The sequence below is a fragment of the Streptomyces tagetis genome (assembly GCF_018069565.1).
Taxonomy (GTDB): Bacteria; Actinomycetota; Actinomycetes; order Streptomycetales; family Streptomycetaceae; genus Streptomyces; species Streptomyces tagetis.
Genome location: NZ_JAGPNL010000006.1, coordinates 189,876 through 209,397, shown reverse-complemented (window position 1 = coordinate 209,397; position 19,522 = coordinate 189,876). Strand labels below are relative to the sequence as shown.

At 73.5% G+C, this 19,522-nt stretch carries 17 protein-coding genes and 1 tRNA gene; 13 read left to right on the top strand and 5 right to left on the bottom strand.

Annotation, left to right across the window (positions count from 1 at the left end):
• Nucleotides 1-131: 131 nt before the first annotated feature.
• The 6 genes from J5Y05_RS21795 (at nucleotide 132) to J5Y05_RS21770 (ending at nucleotide 4,093) form a co-directional block, all read left to right on the top strand.
• Nucleotides 132-824 (top strand): ATP-binding cassette domain-containing protein, encoded by a 693-nt coding sequence (locus J5Y05_RS21795; protein ID WP_307854028.1) that lies wholly within the window; start codon nucleotides 132-134, stop codon nucleotides 822-824.
• A complete protein-coding gene (locus J5Y05_RS21790) occupies nucleotides 821-2,077 on the top strand; it encodes a DUF7224 domain-containing protein (protein ID WP_210874728.1) in 1,257 nt (418 codons plus the stop codon). The genes J5Y05_RS21795 and J5Y05_RS21790 overlap by 4 nt, the downstream gene beginning before the upstream one ends.
• Nucleotides 2,078-2,097: 20 nt before the next feature.
• The gene (locus J5Y05_RS21785; RefSeq protein ID WP_210874727.1) at nucleotides 2,098-2,694 is read left to right on the top strand and encodes a hypothetical protein; all 597 of its coding nucleotides are present in this window, start codon (nucleotides 2,098-2,100) and stop codon (nucleotides 2,692-2,694) included.
• Nucleotides 2,695-2,899: 205 nt separating this feature from the next.
• The gene (locus tag J5Y05_RS21780) at nucleotides 2,900-3,268 is read left to right on the top strand and encodes a DUF8844 domain-containing protein (protein WP_210874726.1); all 369 of its coding nucleotides are present in this window, start codon (nucleotides 2,900-2,902) and stop codon (nucleotides 3,266-3,268) included.
• A 176-nt stretch (nucleotides 3,269-3,444) separates the two neighbouring features.
• Entirely contained in the window at nucleotides 3,445-4,029 is a 585-nt protein-coding gene (locus J5Y05_RS21775) for a bifunctional DNA primase/polymerase (protein ID WP_210874725.1), read from the top strand.
• A tRNA-Lys gene (locus J5Y05_RS21770) sits at nucleotides 4,020-4,093 on the top strand. Before J5Y05_RS21775 ends, J5Y05_RS21770 begins: the two co-directional genes overlap by 10 nt.
• 171 nt (nucleotides 4,094-4,264) lie before the next feature.
• Here the strand turns inward: J5Y05_RS21770 and J5Y05_RS21765 are convergent.
• Nucleotides 4,265-5,593: a M6 family metalloprotease domain-containing protein gene (locus J5Y05_RS21765; protein ID WP_372450512.1), complete on the bottom strand. Its 1,329-nt coding sequence runs from the start codon at nucleotides 5,591-5,593 to the stop codon at nucleotides 4,265-4,267.
• 327 nt (nucleotides 5,594-5,920) lie between these two features.
• Between J5Y05_RS21765 and J5Y05_RS21760 the strand changes: the two genes are divergently transcribed.
• Complete coding sequence (locus tag J5Y05_RS21760) at nucleotides 5,921-7,777, top strand: putative bifunctional diguanylate cyclase/phosphodiesterase (protein WP_210874724.1); 1,857 nt, start codon at nucleotides 5,921-5,923, stop codon at nucleotides 7,775-7,777.
• Here the strand turns inward: J5Y05_RS21760 and J5Y05_RS21755 are convergent.
• Together J5Y05_RS21755 and J5Y05_RS21750 are read right to left on the bottom strand one after the other, a co-directional pair.
• Nucleotides 7,753-8,853, bottom strand: coding sequence for an LLM class flavin-dependent oxidoreductase (locus J5Y05_RS21755; RefSeq protein ID WP_210874723.1), 1,101 nt, complete (start codon nucleotides 8,851-8,853; stop codon nucleotides 7,753-7,755). The genes J5Y05_RS21760 and J5Y05_RS21755 overlap by 25 nt on opposite strands.
• A gap of 355 nt (nucleotides 8,854-9,208) precedes the next feature.
• Nucleotides 9,209-10,720 (bottom strand): FAD-dependent monooxygenase, encoded by a 1,512-nt coding sequence (locus tag J5Y05_RS21750; protein ID WP_210874722.1) that lies wholly within the window; start codon nucleotides 10,718-10,720, stop codon nucleotides 9,209-9,211.
• A 158-nt stretch (nucleotides 10,721-10,878) separates the two neighbouring features.
• Here J5Y05_RS21750 and J5Y05_RS21745 point away from each other — a divergent pair, with 158 nt between their 5' ends.
• A complete protein-coding gene (locus tag J5Y05_RS21745; RefSeq protein ID WP_247615126.1) occupies nucleotides 10,879-11,502 on the top strand; it encodes a TetR/AcrR family transcriptional regulator in 624 nt (207 codons plus the stop codon).
• A gap of 123 nt (nucleotides 11,503-11,625) precedes the next feature.
• On the opposite strand, the gene J5Y05_RS21740 is transcribed toward J5Y05_RS21745, so the two are convergent.
• A complete protein-coding gene (locus J5Y05_RS21740; RefSeq protein WP_210874720.1) occupies nucleotides 11,626-13,167 on the bottom strand; it encodes a pectate lyase family protein in 1,542 nt (513 codons plus the stop codon).
• A gap of 242 nt (nucleotides 13,168-13,409) precedes the next feature.
• Nucleotides 13,410-14,141 carry a maleate cis-trans isomerase family protein gene (locus J5Y05_RS21735; protein ID WP_210874719.1) on the bottom strand — a complete coding sequence of 244 codons (732 nt, stop codon included), beginning with the start codon at nucleotides 14,139-14,141 and terminating at the stop codon, nucleotides 13,410-13,412.
• A gap of 396 nt (nucleotides 14,142-14,537) precedes the next feature.
• On the opposite strand from J5Y05_RS21735, the gene J5Y05_RS21730 reads away from it, so the two are divergent.
• The 5 genes from J5Y05_RS21730 to ehuA all read left to right on the top strand — a co-directional run bounded on the left by J5Y05_RS21730 (nucleotide 14,538) and on the right by ehuA (nucleotide 19,408).
• The gene (locus tag J5Y05_RS21730) at nucleotides 14,538-15,989 is read left to right on the top strand and encodes an amidase (protein WP_210874718.1); all 1,452 of its coding nucleotides are present in this window, start codon (nucleotides 14,538-14,540) and stop codon (nucleotides 15,987-15,989) included.
• Nucleotides 15,990-16,364: 375 nt separating this feature from the next.
• Entirely contained in the window at nucleotides 16,365-17,285 is a 921-nt protein-coding gene (ehuB, locus tag J5Y05_RS21725) for an ectoine/hydroxyectoine ABC transporter substrate-binding protein EhuB (RefSeq protein ID WP_210874717.1), read from the top strand.
• Nucleotides 17,282-17,986: an ectoine/hydroxyectoine ABC transporter permease subunit EhuC gene (gene ehuC, locus J5Y05_RS21720; RefSeq protein ID WP_210874716.1), complete on the top strand. Its 705-nt coding sequence runs from the start codon at nucleotides 17,282-17,284 to the stop codon at nucleotides 17,984-17,986. Before ehuB ends, ehuC begins: the two co-directional genes overlap by 4 nt.
• Nucleotides 17,983-18,633 carry an ectoine/hydroxyectoine ABC transporter permease subunit EhuD gene (gene ehuD / locus J5Y05_RS21715; RefSeq protein WP_210874715.1) on the top strand — a complete coding sequence of 217 codons (651 nt, stop codon included), beginning with the start codon at nucleotides 17,983-17,985 and terminating at the stop codon, nucleotides 18,631-18,633. The genes ehuC and ehuD overlap by 4 nt, the downstream gene beginning before the upstream one ends.
• Nucleotides 18,623-19,408 (top strand): ectoine/hydroxyectoine ABC transporter ATP-binding protein EhuA, encoded by a 786-nt coding sequence (gene ehuA / locus J5Y05_RS21710; RefSeq protein WP_210874714.1) that lies wholly within the window; start codon nucleotides 18,623-18,625, stop codon nucleotides 19,406-19,408. Before ehuD ends, ehuA begins: the two co-directional genes overlap by 11 nt.
• Nucleotides 19,409-19,522 lie beyond the last annotated feature (114 nt).

Below are 19,522 nucleotides of genomic sequence, written 5' to 3'. Positions count from 1 at the left end.
TTGCATGCCCGGTGCACTCAGTCGGCGGACTGGGTGCGCCGGGTCTTTCCGCTCCGTCCCCTCGGTTGTTTGGACCCTCCTTGCCCATCGCATTCCACGACTGCTCGTTCGGCTACCGCAGGAAAATCCGCGTGCTGGACCATCTGACCCTTGCCTTCGGCAGGGGTGCCACCGTGCTCCTGGGCCCCAATGGGGCCGGTAAGTCGACCTTGATGGGGCTGGCGGCCTCGGCACTACGGCCCGGCTCGGGGAGCGTGGCACTGGACGGGCTCGACACGACCGGCCGCAAGAGTGTGAAGGAGTACCGTCGCCGGGTCGGCTGGCTTCCCCAACAGGTGCGACCGGTAACCGGGTTGCGCGTTCGCGAGCAGGTGGCGCACGCGGGCTGGCTCAAGGGCATGTCCCGCCGCGAGGCGTGGGAAGCCTCACGGGAGGCGCTCCGGGCGGTGGACCTGACCGACCTCGCCGAGCGCGGCAGCGCCGAACTGTCGGGAGGCCAGCTACGGCGTGTGGGGATCGCGCAGGCGCTGGTCCACGATGCTGAGGTACTCCTGATGGACGAACCGACCGCGGGTCTCGACCCGGTGCAGCGCCGGATCTTCCGCGAACTGGTCGGCAGCCTCGCGGAGAGGACCAGTCTGGTCGTCTCCACTCACCAGACCGAGGACTTGGCCGATATCTACGATCATGTGATCGTCCTGGATCACGGCAGCCCACGCCACCAGGGTTCCATCGTCTCCTTCCTCACCCTGGCACCGTCGGAAACCGGCCCCGAGCGACGAGCAGAGGCCGCTTACGCCGGTCTGGTCAAGGCAGAGGTGTGACCGTGCACCTGCGCACCGTGTTCCGCACCTCGACCGCGCCACGCGCGGCCGTTGTGCTGCTGCCCTGGCTCTTCGCCTACAGCGGCAGGATCACCCAGTGGATCACGTCCGGTTACTGGGAGTCCGTCACCGCTCAGAGCAGCTTCCTGCTCGTCTTCACCGCCCCTGCCTGCGCGGCCTGTGCCGCGTGGGAGGCGGTACGGGTGAAACGGTCACGCGTACTGGAAGCAACGCCCGTCAGGCCACGGACGGTCATGGCATTGTCGGTGCTGCTGCCGATATTCGTCCTCGGCTTCCTGTCCGTGGTACTGGCGTCGGCCCTGTTCGTGCCCCAGTCCTCCGGTCTTCCGGGTGCTTCCAGCATGGCCATCCTCGGCATGGAGCTACTCGTGCTGGCAGCCCACACACTCGCGGGCTACGTGGCCGGCCTGACCTTGCCCGGACTGCTGGCCGCGCCCGCCGCCCTGGTGACGAGTTGGTTGTGGATGGCCTATCCCGCCGCGATGACGCCCTTGTGGCTCCGGCAGATGAACGGCCACAACCTCATGGAGTGCTGCGCCCTCAACCAGACCGTCGCCCCACGCGCGCTGGTCGCACCGGCACTGGTCGCCGTCGGCGTGATCATTGCCTCGCTGGTGTGGATCTCAGCACGCCGGCTCCCCGGCCGTCTGTGGGCGGCGGTGACACTCTGCGTCACCCTCGTCACGGGCGCGTCCGTGGCGATGCCCCTGGGCTACGAGGCGGGGCAACCACGTGACATCTCGGCTCTGCGCTGCTCCGGCACCGTGCCGATGGTCTGCCTGTGGCCGGAACAGCAGGAGTCCGGGGCACACATCCGCTCCTGGAGCACCGAAGCCCGGCAACGACTCGACGCCGCCGGCGTCTCGACCGCATCCACGATCACCATCCTGTCCACGACGCCACGCCGGGACGAAATCCTCGCGCTCGTCGCGAGCACCGCTCTGCCTGGGCAGCCGCCGAACTGCTCGGCGACAGGGCCATGGCCGGGTTCCACCGCTCAGGGGACGCTCCTGGCCTGGCTCATGCTGACCGCCGGGGCTGACCCGCAGTCCGTGCGGGGCGGCTCCGTGGAAACCGATATCCAGACCGCCGAGCAGGTCAGGCGGCTGCCGAGGCCGGCACAGCAACGCTGGTTCGACCACAACGCCGCCACCCTGCACGGCTGCGACCTGCGGCCGGACCTCGACCCGTCCCACTTCGGCCGGCCATCCGGCCTTCAGGCCGCCTCATGAGGTGGTGGCTGCGCATCCGCATGGCCCCAGCCGTCCTCGCGGGACTGATGGTCTCCATGACGCTGGGGGCGGCGGCCTCGTCCGCGACGGTGCCGGTTCCGGTCCTGCTGGGGCCGGTGACGTTCTCCATGCGCCTGTCCTTCCTCCTCCCACTGATACCGGTATGCCTGCTCGTCCATGGTCAGGGGAGGGGCGACGCCGCCGCGGAACGGACGGCCGTACGGTCGATGCCGCACTGGGACGGGCTGTCCATGGCAGCTCTGTTGACCACCGCGTCCCTGATCGGTCTGGTGGAAGCGGTCATCGGCGGCTGGGACATGGGCCTGGCCATGGCCCGTAACTTCGCGGGCTTCCTCGGCCTGGCCCTCCTGGCCCGCCGATTCGCGGGGCCGGGTCTTGCCACCCTCGTGATCGCCTTGTTCCCCTTCCTGTGTGCGGCCTTCGGCATCGGCGTGGGCGGCCGTCCCACATTCTGGGCCTGGCCACTGCACGAACCCCGGTCGCTGCTCGCGGCGGTCGCCGCGGCCGTTCTCATCGCGGCCGGGCTGGTCGCCACGCTGGGCGGTGCACCGGGTGCCGTGTCCTCCCCGCACGGACGGGGCGAGATGTCCGCATGAGGTGAGGGGCCTCGATGAGGCGTGTCGGCTGCGGGTGTGGGGCGGGGTCGAGAGGCGGGATGGCCATGGATCGGGGCCGAGGGGGGTACGGATGTCCGGCGTGCGCGGTGTGCCGTGTGCGCTCGACGCCCCCTTGCACGGGCGCGGGACAATGGACGGTGGCCCACTCCACCGGCGGGTCGAGACGTACCAGTGAGGAGAAGACATGGCGGAGCCCACGCCGCGTCGGAACGAACCGCGGCTACGCCCCGCGCCCCTGCTCTTCGAGCCCGCGGCGGCAGCCGCCGACCCCGAGCACTTCTTCGACCTCGAATCGATCGACGACCCCCGCGCCCTGCTGGACCGGGCGACCGAGCTGACGCAGGCGTTCCGGGCCGCGGCGGACCGGGCGGTCGAGTTCCAGGCGATGGCGGCGGCGCAACTGGCCGACCCGCGGCGGTTCGACCGGCTGACCGCCGCGGACCTGGCCGAGCGGGCCCAGTGGACCGAGGACTACGCGAAGAAGATGGTGGAGTTCGGCCGGGACCTGCTGCGCGGCGGCGAGGGCCGGTCGGGGCACGTCGATCCGGTGTGACCGCGGGGGCCGGGAGTGACGCCGGTGGCTGCGGTGACGGTAGCGACCGCGTATGAGCGCGGCGGTCGGGGCATATGCCAAGTGGGCGCGGCACGATACATGGTCCGGCATGCCTGTGTCCCGGTTTCCCGGAACTCACCGCGACACCGCTCTCACGGACGGTAGATGTATGCGCCATGAGCAGTGCACGCAACGTCTCCATCGTCACCTCGGACGGGGCCGCCTGGCTGGCCTCGGCGGGCGCCTATCCTCGCTCCACGCTCGCCTTCTGGGAGGAGCGGCCACAGGCCCCCGTGGTGCTGCCCTGCGGTTCCGCCTTCGACGTGGTGAGCGTCCCCACGATCTTCGGCCGCCGCATGCTGGACCGGATGTGGGACGAGGGCCCGGGGTCCGGTCCGGTGGCCGAGTTCCGGGGCCGGACCCTGCTCTTCACCGCGCCCGGCACCGCCCAGCGGCTGCCCTCGCTGCTGGAGTGGGAGGAGTGGAGCGGACGCGACCGGGCGACGAGCCGTACCGGCGCCGTCCCGCCGCTGCTCTGCCACGGCGCCGGGGACACGGTGACCGTGCCGGCGCCCACCGGCGCGTGCGCCCGCTCGGGCTCGCGCTGGCTGGTCGCCCCGGACACCCGCCAGCCCTGGCTGCCGGGGCCGGAGGTGCTGCTGTGGGCGGCGGTGCGGGCGGCCCGCGCGGCGGTGCGGATAGCGATTTTTCCTCCCGCCGACCAGGGTGCTAAGGTCTACGACGTCAGCAGGCGCCGCTAGCTCAGTTGGTTAGAGCAGCTGACTCTTAATCAGCGGGTCCGGGGTTCGAGTCCCTGGCGGCGCACATGGCCGATGGCGAGGCGATTTCGCGGAAACGCGGATGATGCCTCGCCTTCGTCGTTCCCGGAGCTGATCGGCCTTCGCCACTCCCAGGCTGATCGACTTCGCCGTTCCCCCAGGTCAGCGGCGCCTCCCGGGCGGCCGGCCCGCCCACCCCGGGCGCCGCCCTCCCCCCTCAGCCGGGCGTGATCTTCACCGTCCAGGCCCCGGACGCCGTCCGCCCCTCCACCTCCACCCGGACCCCCTCCCCCGGCACCGTGAAGCTCTCGCCGAGGCCCACCGGCGCGTCCGCGAGCGGCGGGTACACCGAGTCCGTCCAGCAGGCCGCCGTGTCCGGGTGCGCGTCGACCACCTCGATGGGCCCGCTGCCCGACCGGGCCCCCGCCCGCACCCGGTACACCAGCACCCCCGACCGGCAGGCGGCCACGTCACTGCCCACCGGACCCCGCGCCTCGAAGGCCAGCGCGCTGTCCTCGCCGGTGCGCACCACCGCCAGCTTCGTGCCCCGGCCGAGGCCGAAGGCCGGCGCCCCGGCCGCCCCCGCGACCACCACGCCGGGCCCCGCGCCCAGCGGCTCCAGCGTCAGCCGGACCGGGCCGGCGCCGCGCACGCACGCCACCTGGCGCGGCTCCAGCCAGCCCAGCTTCCACTTGTGCCAGCCGAACAGGTCCGGCGCCAGTCCGAACTGACTGCCCATCAGATCCCAGTCACCGACGTGCGTGTCCCAGTCGCCCTTGCCGTCGGCCGGCCGGTGGTAGAGGTCCGGCAGGTCGAAGACGTGCCCGGTCTCGTGGGCCAGTACCAGCCGGTCGGGGGGATGCTTCTCGAAGACCGTGACCACCCGGCGGATGTCGGTGCCGTCGGCGCGCAGCGGGACGTCCAGGTTGACGACCTTGGTGGCGTCGGAGTCGACGCCGGGCGCGTCCGGGTCGGCGACGAGGTAGACGAGGTCGTACCGGGAGAAGTCGACGTGCGGATCGGCGGCGGCCAGCGCGTCGCGCAGGTAGGCGGCCCGGTGCGCCGGGTTCCAGTCGCGCTTCAGCTCGTACGAGACCGAGGAGCGCGGCATGCGCACCCACTGCCGTAACGGGTGCGGGCGCAGCGTGAACCTGCCGTACGAGGCGCGCTGGAAGAAGCGGGTGGTGGCGGGGAAGTGGTCGGCGGCCAGTTCGTCCGGGGAGGTCTTCGGCCGCGCGTCCGGGAAGGAGAGGAAGACCATCACCGCGTCCAGCTCGCGCGCCGGACGGGGGTAGGCCGCGTTCCAGGTGTCCACGCCCTCCGAGTGGTGGGCGGCGGTGCGGGGCAGCGCGCAGGGGTCCGGCGAGAACGGCTCGGCGACCGAGGGGGCGGTGACGAGGGAGGTCGCGGCGAGCGCGGACATCGTGGTGCACAGCGCGGCCGTGCTGCGCAGCCGGAGCCGCCCGGCCTCCCGCGCCGGGCAGTCGGCGCCGGACCTCCCGAGGGACCGGCGGGGCAGTCGCCTCAGGGGGAGCGGGCACGGCACGGGGACCTCCGGGGGCGGTTCACGGGATACCGCACCCAGCTTGTGTCGGTTTGTCAGAGTGCGCCTCGTTCGCCTGCACCGGACGAGTGAGCCTCCCCACACTCGGCCCCGCGCCCGGCGTACGACCCCCGCGCACTCACGGAACGTCACAACCGGTCGGGGGTGTGAACAACCTGGCCAGGTGTGAGCAGAAACGATCCGCTCCCTGGGGCGCCGGGCCTGTCCCCGGTACGGCGGCTGGAAGGGCCCGGAGTCAGCCTCTATGATCGGCACACTTACCTGCACAGAAAGAGACGGACCGGTATCGAGGCACTGCGGGAGCGAGCGGTGAGCGGAACCTCCGAAGGGCCGGCGCCCGCGGCAGACCCCGGCCGGCCGGCCGTCACGGACAGTGGTCCCGGCCCGGCCGCGCCCCCGGCACATCCGGCCTACCGTTCGGCGTTCGGCGCCGCGCCGCTCGCCATGGCCGTGGTCGACGCCGAGGGCCTGGTCGTCAGCGCCAACGACACCCTGGGCACCCTGCTCGGCACCGACCCCGCCGAGCTGGCCGGCAGCGTGGCGGCCGACCTCGTCGACCTCGCCGCGGACGCCGGCACCTGGCACGCCTACCGCGAGGTGCTCCAGGGCAGGCAGCCCCGGATGCGCTGCACCCGGCACCTCAAGCGGGCCGACGGCCACACCCTGTGGGCGCAGGTCACCGTGGCACCGCTGGCCCCGGACGCGCCCGGCCTGCTGCTCTCCGTCGCGGACGTCAGCGCCCGGCGCGAACTCCAGGCCCGGCTACGTCACTTGCAGATGCACGACCCGGTGACCCGGCTGCCCAACCGCGCCCTGTTCTTCGACCGGCTGACCGCCGCACTCGACGCCGACGCCTACGAGCACGGGGGAACCGGCCGGATCGGCCTGTGCTACCTGGACCTGGACGGCTTCAAGGCCGTCAACGACACCCTCGGCCACCGGGTCGGCGACCGGCTGCTGGCCGCCGTCGCCGAACGGCTCATGCGCTGCGCGGAGAACGCGGGCCCCGCCGCGCGGGCCGGCACCCCGCTCGTGGCGCGGCTCGGCGGGGACGAGTTCGCGCTGCTGGTGGAGGACTCCACCGGCACCGACCAGCTCGCGGAGCTGGCCGAGTCGGTACTGACCGCGCTCCAGGAGCCGTTCGAGCTGTGCGACCGCAGGCTGTCGGTCACCGCCTCGGCCGGCGTCGTCGAACGCCACACCGCCGGGACCACGCCGACCGCCCTGATGCAGGCCGCCGACACCACCCTGTACTGGGCCAAGGCCGACGGACGGGCCCGGTGGACCCTCTTCGACCCCGAGCGCAACGCCAGCCGCATGACCCGCCAGGCCCTCGCCGCCACCCTCCGGCCCGCCATCGACCGGGGCGAGTTCGCGCTGGAGTACCAGCCGCTGGTGGGCATGGCGGACGGCCGGGTGCGGGGCGTCGAGGCGCTGATCCGCTGGAACCACCCGCAGTTCGGCGTCCTCGCGCCGAATCGGTTCATCGCACTGGCGGAGGAGGACGGTTCGATCGTGCCGCTCGGCCGGTGGATTCTGCGCACGGCCTGCCGCCAGGCCCGCCGCTGGCAACTGGACCACCCCGCCGAGCCGCCGGTCTTCGTCAGCGTCAACGTGGCGGTCCGCCAGGTCTGGGACTCCGACCTGGTCGCGGACGTGGCGCGGACGCTGGAGGAGACCGGGCTCGCCCCGCACCTGCTCCAACTGGAGCTGACCGAGTCCGCGGTGATGGGCTCGGCCGGCCGGCCGCTCCAAGTCCTGCGGGCCCTGAGCGACATGGGCGTCCAGATCGCCATCGACGACTTCGGCACCGGCTACTCGAACCTCGCCTACCTGAGCCGGCTGCCGGTGTCGGTGCTGAAGCTGGACGGCTCCTTCGTCCGCGGCTTCCAGTACGCCGGCCAGGACCCCCCGGCCGGCGCGGCGGCGGCCAACCCGGCCGACGAGGTCATCGTCGAGGCGATGGTGCAACTCGCCCACCGGCTCGGGCTCACCGTCACCGCCGAGTGCGTGGAGACCGCCGACCAGGCGGACCGGCTGCGCCGCATCGGCTGCGACACCGGGCAGGGCTGGCTCTACTCGCGGCCGGTCGCGCCGGACCGCATCCCGGCCCTGCTGGGCGCCGCCGGAGCCCTGGGGATTCAGGCCCGCGCGGGCAAACCGTAGGCGTCCGCGACCAGTTCGTAGGAGCGCAGCCGCACCTCGGGGCTGTGCGCGTTGGCGGTGAGCATCAACTCGTCGGCCCCCGTGCGCTTCTGGAGTTCGTCGAGGCCGGAGCGGACCGCGTCCGGGGTGCCGTGGATCACGTCGGCGTTCCAGGAGTCGACGAACTCCCGCTCCATCGGGGAGAAGTCGTACGCCTCCGCCTCCTCCGGCGTGGGCACCAGGCCGGGCCGGCCGCTGCGCAGCCGCACCATGTTGAGCGCGGCGGCCAGCACCTGGCGGCGGGCCTCCCGCTCGTCCTCGGCCGCGAGCGCCGAGACGCCGATGAGGGCGTAGGGGGCGTCGAGGACCTCGCTGGGCCGGAAGGACTCCCGGTACAGGTCGAGCGCGGGGACGGTGTTGCGGGCGGAGAAGTGGTGGGCGAAGGCGAAGGGCAGGCCGAGTTCGGCGGCGAGCCGGGCGCTGAACCCGGAGGAGCCCAGCAGCCAGACCGGCGGCCGGTGCGGGGACTGCACACCGCCGGGCGAGGTGCCCTGGACCGGGCCCGGCACCGCGTGGATGCGGGCGTAGGGGTGGCCGTCGGGGAAGTCGTCGTCCAGGAACCGGGTCAGCTCGGCGAGTTGGCGCGGGAACTCGTCGGCGCCCTCGTGGAGCCGGTCGCTGCGGCGCAGGGCGGCGGCGGTGGCGCCGTCGGTGCCCGGGGCGCGGCCGAGGCCGAGGTCGACGCGGCCCGGCGCCATCGCCTCCAGCGTCCCGAACTGCTCGGCGATGACCAGCGGGGCGTGGTTGGGCAGCATGACGCCGCCCGAGCCGAGCCGGACGCGGTCGGTGTGGGCGGCGAGGTGGGCGAGGATCACGGCCGGGGAGGACGAGGCGACGCCGGGCATGGAGTGGTGCTCGGCGACCCAGTACCGGTGGTATCCGCGTGCCTCGGCGAGCCGGGCGATGTCCACGCTGGTGCGCAGCGCGTCCGTGGCGGTGCGGCCGGCGCCGACGGTCACCAGGTCCAGCACGGAGAGGGGGACGGGTGCGGTGCCGTGGGCGGTGCCCCGGATCTCCTCTGCGGCGTCTGCGGCCATGGTGCGGTGCCTCCTGGTGTCGGGCGGATGTCGGCGGCCGGTGGCGGCCGGTGGCGAGCTGCTCCGGGAGCGCCGGGCCACCTCGGGTCTCCGGCGCGCGCCGGTGCGCGCGGTGCTGTGCCGCGCTCGGGTGCCAACAGGGGGCGGCCACCGGTTATTCCGGCGCCCCGGTCCGGGAGGGGGCGCGGGGGCGCCCCTGGAGGGCTCGTACGGAGGGGAGCGCGGGGCGCGTACGAGGTCTCCCGTACGGGGCGCGCGTACGAGGTCCGTACGAGCCCCGGACGGAGGGGCGCGTACGGAGCGGACGGCCCGCCCCCCTCCGGCACCGGCACCCCCACCGCCGACGGCGCCCCGCTCAGGGCAGGATCGCCAGGGTGCCGAGGGCGGCGCGCAGCTCCTCCCGGTCGGCGACCGGGCCGTCCGTCGCCCAGCCGGCGTACCCGTCGGGGCGCAGGAGCAGGGCGGCGGCGCCCAGGCCCTCGGCACCCTCGGCGATCTCGGCCCGCACGAGGTCGACGCGCGGCGGGAGCCGGAGCCCGTCGGGGACGGCGCCGGCCAGGTCGAGCAGGACCGCGTGCCCCGCGTGGAACAGCGCCGACAGCCGCACCGGGCCGTCCGCGCTCACCAGGTCGGCGTCCGGCACGCGGTGCCCGGTGAGCGGGTGGCCGCCGGGCAGCGGGTAGCCGAGGGAGAGACCGGAGACCAGGCCGGCGAGGTGGCGGTTGGCATCGGGCAGGCGCAGCAGGTCGGTGACGATGTCGCGCAGGGCGGCCACGTCCTCGCCCGGGTCGGGGGAAGCCAGGACCCGCTGGGCCGAGGTGTGGTGCAGGACCCGTGCCCCGACCGGGTGGCGCTCGGCGTGGTAGCTGTCGAGGAGACCGTCGGGTGCCCGGCCCCGGACGGTCGCCGCCAGCTTCCAGCCGAGGTTGAAGGCGTCTTGGACACCGAGGTTGAGGCCCTGGCCGCCGAGCGGCGGATGGATGTGCGCGGCGTCCCCCGCGAACAGCACGCGGCCGGCGCGGTACTCCTCCACCTGCCGGGTGGCGTCGGTGAACCGGGAGGCGTTCGCCACCGACCCGAGCGTCGTCTCCGGCCCGTAGACGGCGTGCAGCGCGGTGGTGATCTCCTCGCGGGTCACCGGGGCGTCGCCGGGCGCCTCGGTCCCCGCCGCGCCCCCGAAGGTGATCCGGTAGCGGTCGCCGCCGAGCGGGACGAGCATCGCCCAGTAGCCGCCCGCCCGGCGGGTCAGGGTGCTCATGTGGCCCAGGGTGCGCGGCACCTGGGCGGAGACGCCGGTCAGAGCGACGTCGGCCAGCACCGCCCGGAAGGTGCCGGGCCGGCCGGGGAACGGCAGCCCCAGCAGCTTGCGTACGGTGCTGTGCGCGCCGTCGCAGGCGACCAGATGGCGGGCCCGCACGCGCCGCCCCCCGGCCGTGACGGTCACGCCCTCCTCGTCCTGGGCGACCTCGGTGACGGCGGCGCCGCGCTCCAGGCGGGCGCCGGCGGCGAGGGCCCGTTCGCCGAGCACCGCCTCGAAGTCCCCCTGCGGGACGGCGACCGGGAAGGGGTGCCGGGTGCGCCAGGGGGCGCAGTCCAGGGGCACGGGCAGGGCGGCGAAGTGGCCGCCGACCGGTTCGCGCGACACCGCGCGCTCCCGCACCGCCTCCCACAGCCCCCGTGACTCCAGCAGTTCGGCGGTGCGGGGGTGGATGCCGCCGCCCTTCACCTGGTCCACCCGCCGGGCCAGCTTCTCCAGGACCAGGGTGTCGACCCCGGCCAGGGCCAGTTCGTACGCCAGCGTCAGTCCGGTCGGCCCCGCCCCCACGACGACGACCTCGGCCGTGCTCTCGTTCACCACCGCACTCATCCCCTTGTCTCGACTGAGTGCAAACATACACCCGGTGCAGAAATATCCTGAGGGAAACTTCTTGCTACGGTGACACCGTGAACGGCGACACGGACGGCTCGGCGCGGGACGGTGCCGCGAACGGCGCGGCGCGGGGCCCGGCGGACGGCGGGCCCGGACTGCGGGAGCGGAAGAGGCGGCGCACCCACGCGGCGATCTCCGACGCGGCGATCGCGCTCTTCCTCGAACACGGCTTCCAGCAGGTCCCGGTGGCCCGGGTGGCGGAGGCGGCCGAGGTGTCCAAGCGGACCCTCTTCGCCTACTTCCCGACCAAGGAAGACCTCGTACTGCACCGGATCGCCGACCACGAGACCGAGATCGCCCGGACCGTCCGGGCCCGCCCGCCGGGCACCGCCCCGCTGGCCGCGGTGCGCGCGCACTTCCTGCGGGGGCTCGGCGAGCGGGACGCCATCACCGGGCTCAGCGACCATCCCCAGGTACGGCGGCTGTACCGGATGATCCTCGACACGCCCTCGCTGGTGGCCGGGATGGAACGGTTCAAGGCGAGCGCCGAGCGGGCCCTCGCCGAGGCGCTGCGCGAGACGGCGGACACCCCGGAGACGACCGCGCGGTTCGCCGCGGCCCAGATCGTCGCCGTGCACTGGGCCCTGGCGCAGGACAACGCGGAGCGCCTGGCGTACGGGGAGACGGCCGACGCGCGGTACGCGGGCGCGGTGACCGACGCGGAGCACGCCTTCGCGCTGCTGGCGAACGGCCTGGGGGACCTGCCCCGAGGCGGGTAGGGCGCCCGGGTGCCCGTGGTTCCGCCGCACGGGCGGATGTCCGGCGTCCGGGACGCGGGCGGGGTGCCCGGCGAGGCCGGGGGTCGCCCCCCGGCCGGTCCGCCGGACACCCCGGTGGGGCCGTCAGCCCGCGTACGTCTCGTACTCGGCGATCTTCGGTGTGCCGGAGGCGCCGGTGATCTCGAAGGTGACCTTGCGCAGGGAGACCGGCGGGAAGGTGATCACGCCCGCCTTGGAGCCGGTGGCGAGGACGGCGCCGGTGTCCGCGTTCAGCACCCGCCAGGAGCCTATGCGGCCCACGGCGTCCGAGGACTCCCGGATGTTGATTTTGGAGACGGTCCTGGCGGCGCTCCACTTGACCGAGACGGAGCCGGTGGAGCCGTTCGGCGACCAGTGGGTGCCCATGTCGCCGTCGCGCACGTTGCCGTAGCTGGTACCGCTCGCCTTGCTGGAGCCGTCGGCGTCCGCGCCGATGCTGAGGTTGGTCCCGCCCGGCCGGGTCGGGTCGGGCCCCGGGTCACCGGGTCCGGGGCCGGGGCCGGTCGGGTCCGGCGTCCGGGGGGTGCAGGTGCCGTCCGAGACGCGCAGCCCCGTACCGGCGCCTGCGGTGCGGGCGACCACGTCCGGGACGCAGGAGGCGGGGTCGAGGGCGTGGGAGTAGGGGACGGAGACGGTGGTGGTGGACTTCGGGTCGGGGCCGGCCGGGCGGTTGTCGGGGCCGAGGCCGGACCAGGTGACGTTGTCGAAGACGTTGCCGCTGACCTGCCAGTAGCCGACCGCGTCGGTGTAGAAGGTGCCGAGGACGTCCTTGGAGTCCTCGAAGTAGTTGTTGTCCACCTTGGCGCGGGCGCCGGCCCGGGAGTTGATGCCGGACTTGCTCAGATTGCGGTAGTGGTTGTTGAACATGTGCGCCGTGCCGCCGCGCAGCAGGGGCGCCCGCGAGTCGATGTTCTCGTACAGGTTGTGGTGGTACGTGACGAAGCCGTTGGACAGGTCGCTCTCGCTGGAGCCGACGAGGCCGCCGCGGCCGGAGTTGCGCAGGACGCTGTAGGACAGGGTCACGTACTGGGTGTTGTTCTTCATGTCGAAGAGGCCGTCGAAGCCCTCCGACTCGCCGCCCGAGGCCACCAGGGTGGTGTGGTCGACCCAGACGTTGCGCACGTCCTTCTCCATGCCGATGGCGTCGCCGCCGTTGGAGGTGGGCGAGCCGGACTTCTTGACGTTCCGTACGGTCACGTTCTGGATGATGATGTTGCTCGACTCACGGATGTGAATGCCGACCTGGTCGAAGACGGCGCCGCCGCCGACGCCGACGAGGGTGACGTTGCTGATCTGCTTCAGTTCGATCACGCCGGCCGCGGTGTTGCAACTGCCGCCCGACGCCTTGGCGGTGTTGCCGTGGTTGATGGTGCCCTCGACCTCGATGACGATCGGGGTGCTGCTGGAGGCCCGGCCGCACAGGGCCTCGTGGATCGCCGTTCCGGTGGTGGCCCGGACGGTGCGTCCGCCCGCGCCGCCGGTGGTGCCGCCGTTCTGGGAGGCGTAGCCGGTGGCGCCGCCGGCCGCGGCCGACGCCTCGGGCATCGACAGCACCAGGCCGGTGGCGGCGGCCAGGGCCAGGGTGGCCAGCGCCGCCTGGAGTCGCCGTGGACCTCGTCGTCTCATCCTCGTGTCCCCCTTCTGGTGGGGTCTCGGTGGGGTGGTGGGGTGGGGTGATTGTGGCGCGAGCATGACAAGGTGACGCAGGTAGGGAAAGCGCTTTCTCGGCGTGAGAATAGGGCGCCCTCCTGGCCGTGACAAGGCTCGGCGCGTGCAGAATACGGTCCGACGTCCACATGCCTGAACGACGGATGGGGCTCCTCCCCGGCCTCCCCCGTCCCGCCCCTGGGAGTCCCCCGTCCCCGGGATCAGGCTTGGACGAGCGGCTCCCGGGTGAAGAGTGCGCCCAGCTCGGGGGCGTTCAGCCGCCGGTCGGCCAGGCGCAGCGCCTCCCAGACGGCGACCTGGTTGGCGGTGAGGACCGGTTTGCCGAGGTGCTTCTCCAGGGCGGGCAGGTGGGCCACCGTCAGCAGGGCGTTGTCCGGTACGAGCACGGCCTCCGCGTCCGGGTGGTCGGCGGCGCGGACCAGGGCCAGCAACTCGCTCTCGCCCCAGGCAGCGCTTTCCCCCACCCCGGCCCCGGTGCCGCCGACGGACACGATCTCGGCGCCGGCGGAGCGCAGGAACTCCGCGAAGAGCGCGGCCATGTCGTCCGGGTAGGTCGCGCCGACCGCCAGACGCCGTACGCCGATCTCCTTGACCGCGTGCACGAAGGCGAAGGACGTCGAGGAGGCGGGCATGCCGGCCATCCGGGCCAGGGTGCGGATCTGCTCCCGGGCGCCGTCGTGGCCGTGGAGGAAGCCGCCGCTGGTGGAGGCCCACACCAGCGCGTCGGCGCCCGCGAGCCGCAGTTCCGCGACGTCGGCCTCCAGCCGCGCCGGCGTGCCCATGGCGCGCAGGGGGTCCGCCCCGAGCCCGTCGTCCCCGGCGGCCTCGGTGTGCACCAGGTCGACCCGGACGTTGCTGCCGAGCAACTGCTCGATGCGTGGATAGTCGTCCTCGCCGGAGTGGCCCGGATAGAGAATCCCCAGTGCTGTCATGTCCGCCCTTTCCCGCTGCTGCGCTGCGTGCGGCCGTTCCGGCCGGCTCCGGCCGCGTGGTGCCGGGACCCGCCACGGCCCCACGGCACGGGTACCCCGTAGGCGCGAGGCCGCTCCCCTCGGTCACCGGGTTGGCGGAGACCGGGTGGTGCCGGGGGCGGACGACCGCTCCCGGAACGCCGGCCGGTCGGCTCGGGCTCGGTTTCGGGCTCGGGCCTGCCGGCCCCCGGGCACGGGCCGTCCGGCCACGGGTCGCGGTGGGCCCGCCCGGGTAGGTGGGTACGGAGGAGACTCCCCCAGCCCCAGTCCCCACTGCCACCACGGCCGGCCGCCGCCTCACGCGGCCGGCTGGAAACGCGCGTACGTACCCGGACGCCGAGTCCCAGGGAGGGTGCAATGACCGACCTCACCGAGCTGACCGCCGTGCGGCTCGCCGACGGCTACCGCACGGGCGCTCTCGGTCCCGTGGAGGTGACCCGGGCCGTGCTGGAGCGGGCCGGGCGCGTCCAGCCGGAGGTGAACGCGTTCGTCCGGCTGTTCGGCGAGGAGGCCGTGGCGCGGGCCGGGGAGTCGCAGGAGCGGTGGCGGCGCGGGGAGCCGCGCGGGCCGCTGGACGGGGTCCCGGTCACGGTCGGCGACCTGCTGCCGGTGCGCGGCCACCCCACGCTGCGCGGCTCGCGTACCGTCGCGCCCGAGGGGCCGTGGGACGAGGACGCGCCGGCCGTGGCGCGGCTGCGGGAGCAGGGCGCCGTCCTGGTCGGCAAGACGACGACCTCGGAGTACGGGTGGAAGGCGGTGGCCGACTCGCCGCTGACCGGCGTCACGCGCAATCCGTACGACACCTCGCGTACGGCGGGCGGGTCGGAAGGGGGCGCGGCGGCAGCCGTGGCGCTGGGGGCGGGGCCGCTGGCGCTGGGCACGGACGGCGGGGGCGGGGTGCGGGTGCCGGCCGCCTTCTGCGGGGTCCTCGGCATGAAGCCGACGTACGGCAGGGTGCCGCTGTATCCGGCGAGCCCCTTCGGCGCCCTCGCGCACGTGGGTCCGCTGGCCCGGGACGCGGCGGACGCGGCGCTGCTCCTCGACGTCGTCGGCGTGCCGGACGCCCGGGACGGCTCGGCGCTGGGCCCGGCCCCGGGTTCGTTCGCGGGGGCCCTGGCGCAGGGGGTGCGGGGGCTGCGGGTGGCGTACTCGCCGACGCTGGGCGGGCAGGTGGCCGTTGACCCGGCGGTGGCGACGGCGGTGCGGCGGGCGGTGGAGGGGCTGGCGGGGCTCGGCGCCTGGGTGGTGGAGGCGGACCCCGACTTCGCGGACCCGGTGGCGGCGTTCGAGACGCTGTGGTCGTGCGGGGCGGCGCGGGCGGCGCAGCGCCTGGGGGCGGCCCGGCGCGAAGAGCTGGAACCGGCGTTGCGGGAGCTGTGCCGGCAGGGTGCGGGGCGCTCGGCGCTCGACTATCTGGCGGCGGTGGACGTCCGGAGGGAGCTGGGCCGCCGGATGGGGCTCTTCCACGAGACGTACGACCTGCTGGTGACGCCGACGGTGCCGGTCACGGCGTTCGCGGCGGGGGCGGAGGTGCCGCGCGGTTCGGGCCACCGCCGGTGGACGGGGTGGACTCCGTTCACGTACCCGTTCAACCTCACCGGCCAGCCGGCGGTCACCGTCCCGGTCGGCACGGACGAGGCCGGTCTCCCGGTGGGCCTGCACCTCGTCGCCGCCCGCCACCACGACGCCCTCCCCCTCAGAGCCGCCCACGCCCTGCTGACGGCGGGCCTGGCCGGTCCCCCGCCCCTCCCGTCAGGGCCGGCGGGGGAGACCCGGGCCACCGCCGACGCCGCACCGATCGCCGGCTGAGACCGACGGCGAACCGGCCCGGCGTCCGGCCCCCGTCCGTCTTCGTCCGTCTCCTGTCCGTCCCGCCCGTCCCGCCCGTCCCGCCCGTCCCGCCCGTCCCGCCCGTCCCGCCCGTCCCGCCCGTCTCGCCCGTCTCCTGTCCGTCCCCCGCCCCTCTCGGGCAGGTCCGGTCCGGCCCCCGCCGCCACGCCCCCGCGGCGCGGCCCGTACACCGTGGCCACCGTGGCCGCGTAGGCGAGCCGTCCCGTGGTGGCAGCGGAGGCCGACCGGCTGACCGGGGGTCCGTTCCGGTGTTCGTGTGGTGGCCGGGTGCGTCTGGGTATCGGACGGAAAAAGATCGGCATAACCCCGGGCGCTTCGGGTAGCCGCGCCGCCATGGCTCGACCACTGAGAACCCCTCCACGGGGGATATCCGTCCGAACACCCAGGCCGACACGCCGGTCGCTGCTCGCGGGGGTCGCGGCGCTCGGCGCGCTCGGGGCGGCGGGCTGCTCGCGGGTGGCCACCGCCTCCGGTGTGGAGGGCGGCGACCTGCTGGACCGGCTCCGGGCCCAGGGCGTCGTCCGGCTCGGCATCGCCGGCGAGATCCCGTTCGGGTACATCGACCGGGACGGTGAGCTGACCGGCGAGGCGCCCGAACTCGCCAAGGCCGTCTTCAAGCGGCTCGGCGTCGACCGGGTGCAGCCGGTGCCGACGGAGTTCGGCTCGCTCATCCCGGGGCTGGCCTCGCAGCAGTTCGACGTCGTGGCCGCCGGGATGTACATCAACGAGGACCGGTGCCGGCAGGTCGTCTTCGCCGACCCCGACTACCAGATGCTCGACTCCTTCATCGTGCGCAAGGGCAACCCGCTCGGGCTGCGCGACTACCGGGACGTCGTCGCGAAGAAGGCCCGGTTCGCCACCGGCACCGGGTACGCGGAGATCCAGTACGCGGTGGACGCCGGGTACGCGGAGAGCGACATCCTGATCGTCCCCGACCAGGTGGCCGGGTTGAACGCAGTCGAGGCCGGCCGGGTGGACGTCTTCGCCGGGACCGCGCTGACCACCCGCGAGGTGGTCAAGAAGTCGGCCAAGGCCGAGGTGACCGAGGCGTTCGCGCCGCTGGTCGACGGCAAGCCGCACGTCGACGGCGGCGGCTTCGCCTTCCGGCCGACCGAGACCAACCTGCGCGACGCCTTCAACGTCGAGCTGCGCAAGCTCAAGAAGAGCGGCGAACTCCTCCGTATCCTGCGGCCCTTCGGTTTCACCGAGAACGAGATGACCGATCTGACCGCGAAGGAGCTGTGCGGCGGATGACCCCGGGACTGTGGGAACTCGTACTGCGAGGTGTCTGGGTCACGGTCCAGCTCCTCGTCTTCAGCGCCCTGTTGGCGACGGCGGTCTCCTTCGTGGCCGGCGTGGCGCGCACCCACCGGCTGTGGGTCGTCCGCTTCCTGGCGGGCCTCTACACGGAGGTCTTCCGCGGCACCTCCGCGCTGGTGATGATCTTCTGGGTGTTCTTCGTGCTGCCGCCCGCCTTCGGCTGGCAGCTCGTGCCGATGTGGGCGGGCACGCTCGCGCTGGGGCTGACCTACGGGGCGTACGGCTCCGAGATCGTGCGCGGGGCGCTCGGCGCGGTCGACCCGGCGCAGCGGGAGGGCGGTATCGCGCTCAGCTTCACGCCCTGGCAGCGGATGCGGCTGATCCTGCTGCCGCAGGCGGTGCCGGAGATGATCCCGCCCTTCTCCAACCTGCTGGTCGAACTGCTCAAGGGCACCGCCCTGGTGTCCGTCATGGGCATGGGCGACCTGGCGTTCAGCGGGAACCTGGTGCGGCTGGCGCTCCAGGAGAGCGCGGAGATCTACACGTACATCCTGCTGCTCTACTTCGTGATCGCCTTCCTGCTGACCCGGATGATGCGCGGGCTGGAGAAGAGGCTGAAGGCGGGCGTCGGGAAGGCGGCGCCGCGGCGTGAGGCCGTCGCCGCCGAGCCGGCCGGGGCGGGGGGTGTGCGATGACCTGGGACTGGACCGCGGTGTCCGACTTCCTGCCGCACCTGTGGGACGGGCTGCTGGTCACCCTGGAGATCCTGGTCCTCGGCTCGGTGATCTCGTTCGCGCTGGGCCTGGTGTGGGCGCTGCTGATGCGGGTGCCGTCGCGCTGGGTGACCTGGCCGGTCGGCGTGGTCACCGAGTTCGTGCGGAACACGCCGCTGCTGGTGCAGCTCTTCTTCCTCTTCTACGTGCTGCCGGAGTGGGGGGTGACCTTCTCCGCGCTGACCACCGGCGTGGTCGGCATCGGCCTGCACTACTCGACGTACACGATGCAGGTCTACCGGGCCGGCATCGAGGCGGTGCCGGCGGGCCAGTGGGAGGCCGCGACGGCGCTGAACCTGCCGCTGCGGCGGACCTGGACCGCGGTGATCCTGCCGCAGGCGGTCCGCCGGGTGGTGCCCGCCCTCGGCAACTACGTGATCTCGATGCTGAAGGACACGCCGCTGCTGATGGCGATCACGGTGCTGGAGATGCTCGGCGAGGCGCGGCTCTTCTCGCAGCAGAACTTCCAGTTCACCGAGCCGCTGACGGTGATCGGCGTGGCCTTCGTCATCGTCTCCTACCTTGCCTCCCTTGCCCTGCGAGCCCTGGAGCGACGCCTTGTCCACTGACACTCTCCCCCATCCCGAGAAGAGTCCCGAGAGGCCGGGCGGCGAGCTGATCCGCCTGGAGGGGGTGACCAAGCGCTTCGGCGACAACACCGTCCTGGACCACCTCGACTTCTCGGTCGCGGCCGGCAAGCACGTCACCCTGATCGGTCCGTCCGGCTCGGGCAAGACCACGATCCTGCGGCTGCTGATGACGCTGATCAAGCCCGACGAGGGCACGATCGTCGTCGACGGGCAGCATCTCTTCCCGGCGTCCGAGAAGCAGTGCCGGGAGGTGCGCAAGCGGATCGGGATGGTGTTCCAGCAGTTCAACCTGTTCCCGAACATGACCGTGCTGCGCAACATCACCGAGGCCCCGGTCACCGTGCTCGGCCTCACCCGGGACGAGGCGGTGGAGCGGGCCAGGGAGCTGCTCGACCTGGTGGGCCTCGCCGACAAGTGCGACGCGCACCCGGCACAGCTCTCCGGCGGTCAGCAGCAGCGGGTGGCGATCGCGCGGGCGCTGGCGATGCGGCCCAAGGTGCTGCTGCTGGACGAGGTGACCTCGGCGCTCGACCCGGAGCTGGTCGCGGGCGTCCTCGACCTGCTGCGGGACATCGCGCGCAGCACGGACATCACCATGCTCTGCGTGACCCACGAGATGAACTTCGCGCGGGACATCTCGGACAAGGTGCTGATGTTCGACTCGGGGCGGGTCATCGAGGCCGGCGCCCCCGAGAAGATCTTCAGCGAGCCGGAGCACGACCGGACCCGGGAATTCCTCAGCGCGGTCCTGTGACCGCACGGCGTCCACGCCCCAACGTCCGAGGTCCGGGCGGTGGGGCGTTCCACCGGCATATGCCGGAGGGCCGGCGCCGCAGGCGGGAGCGCCGGCAATCTCGCCAAGACGCCC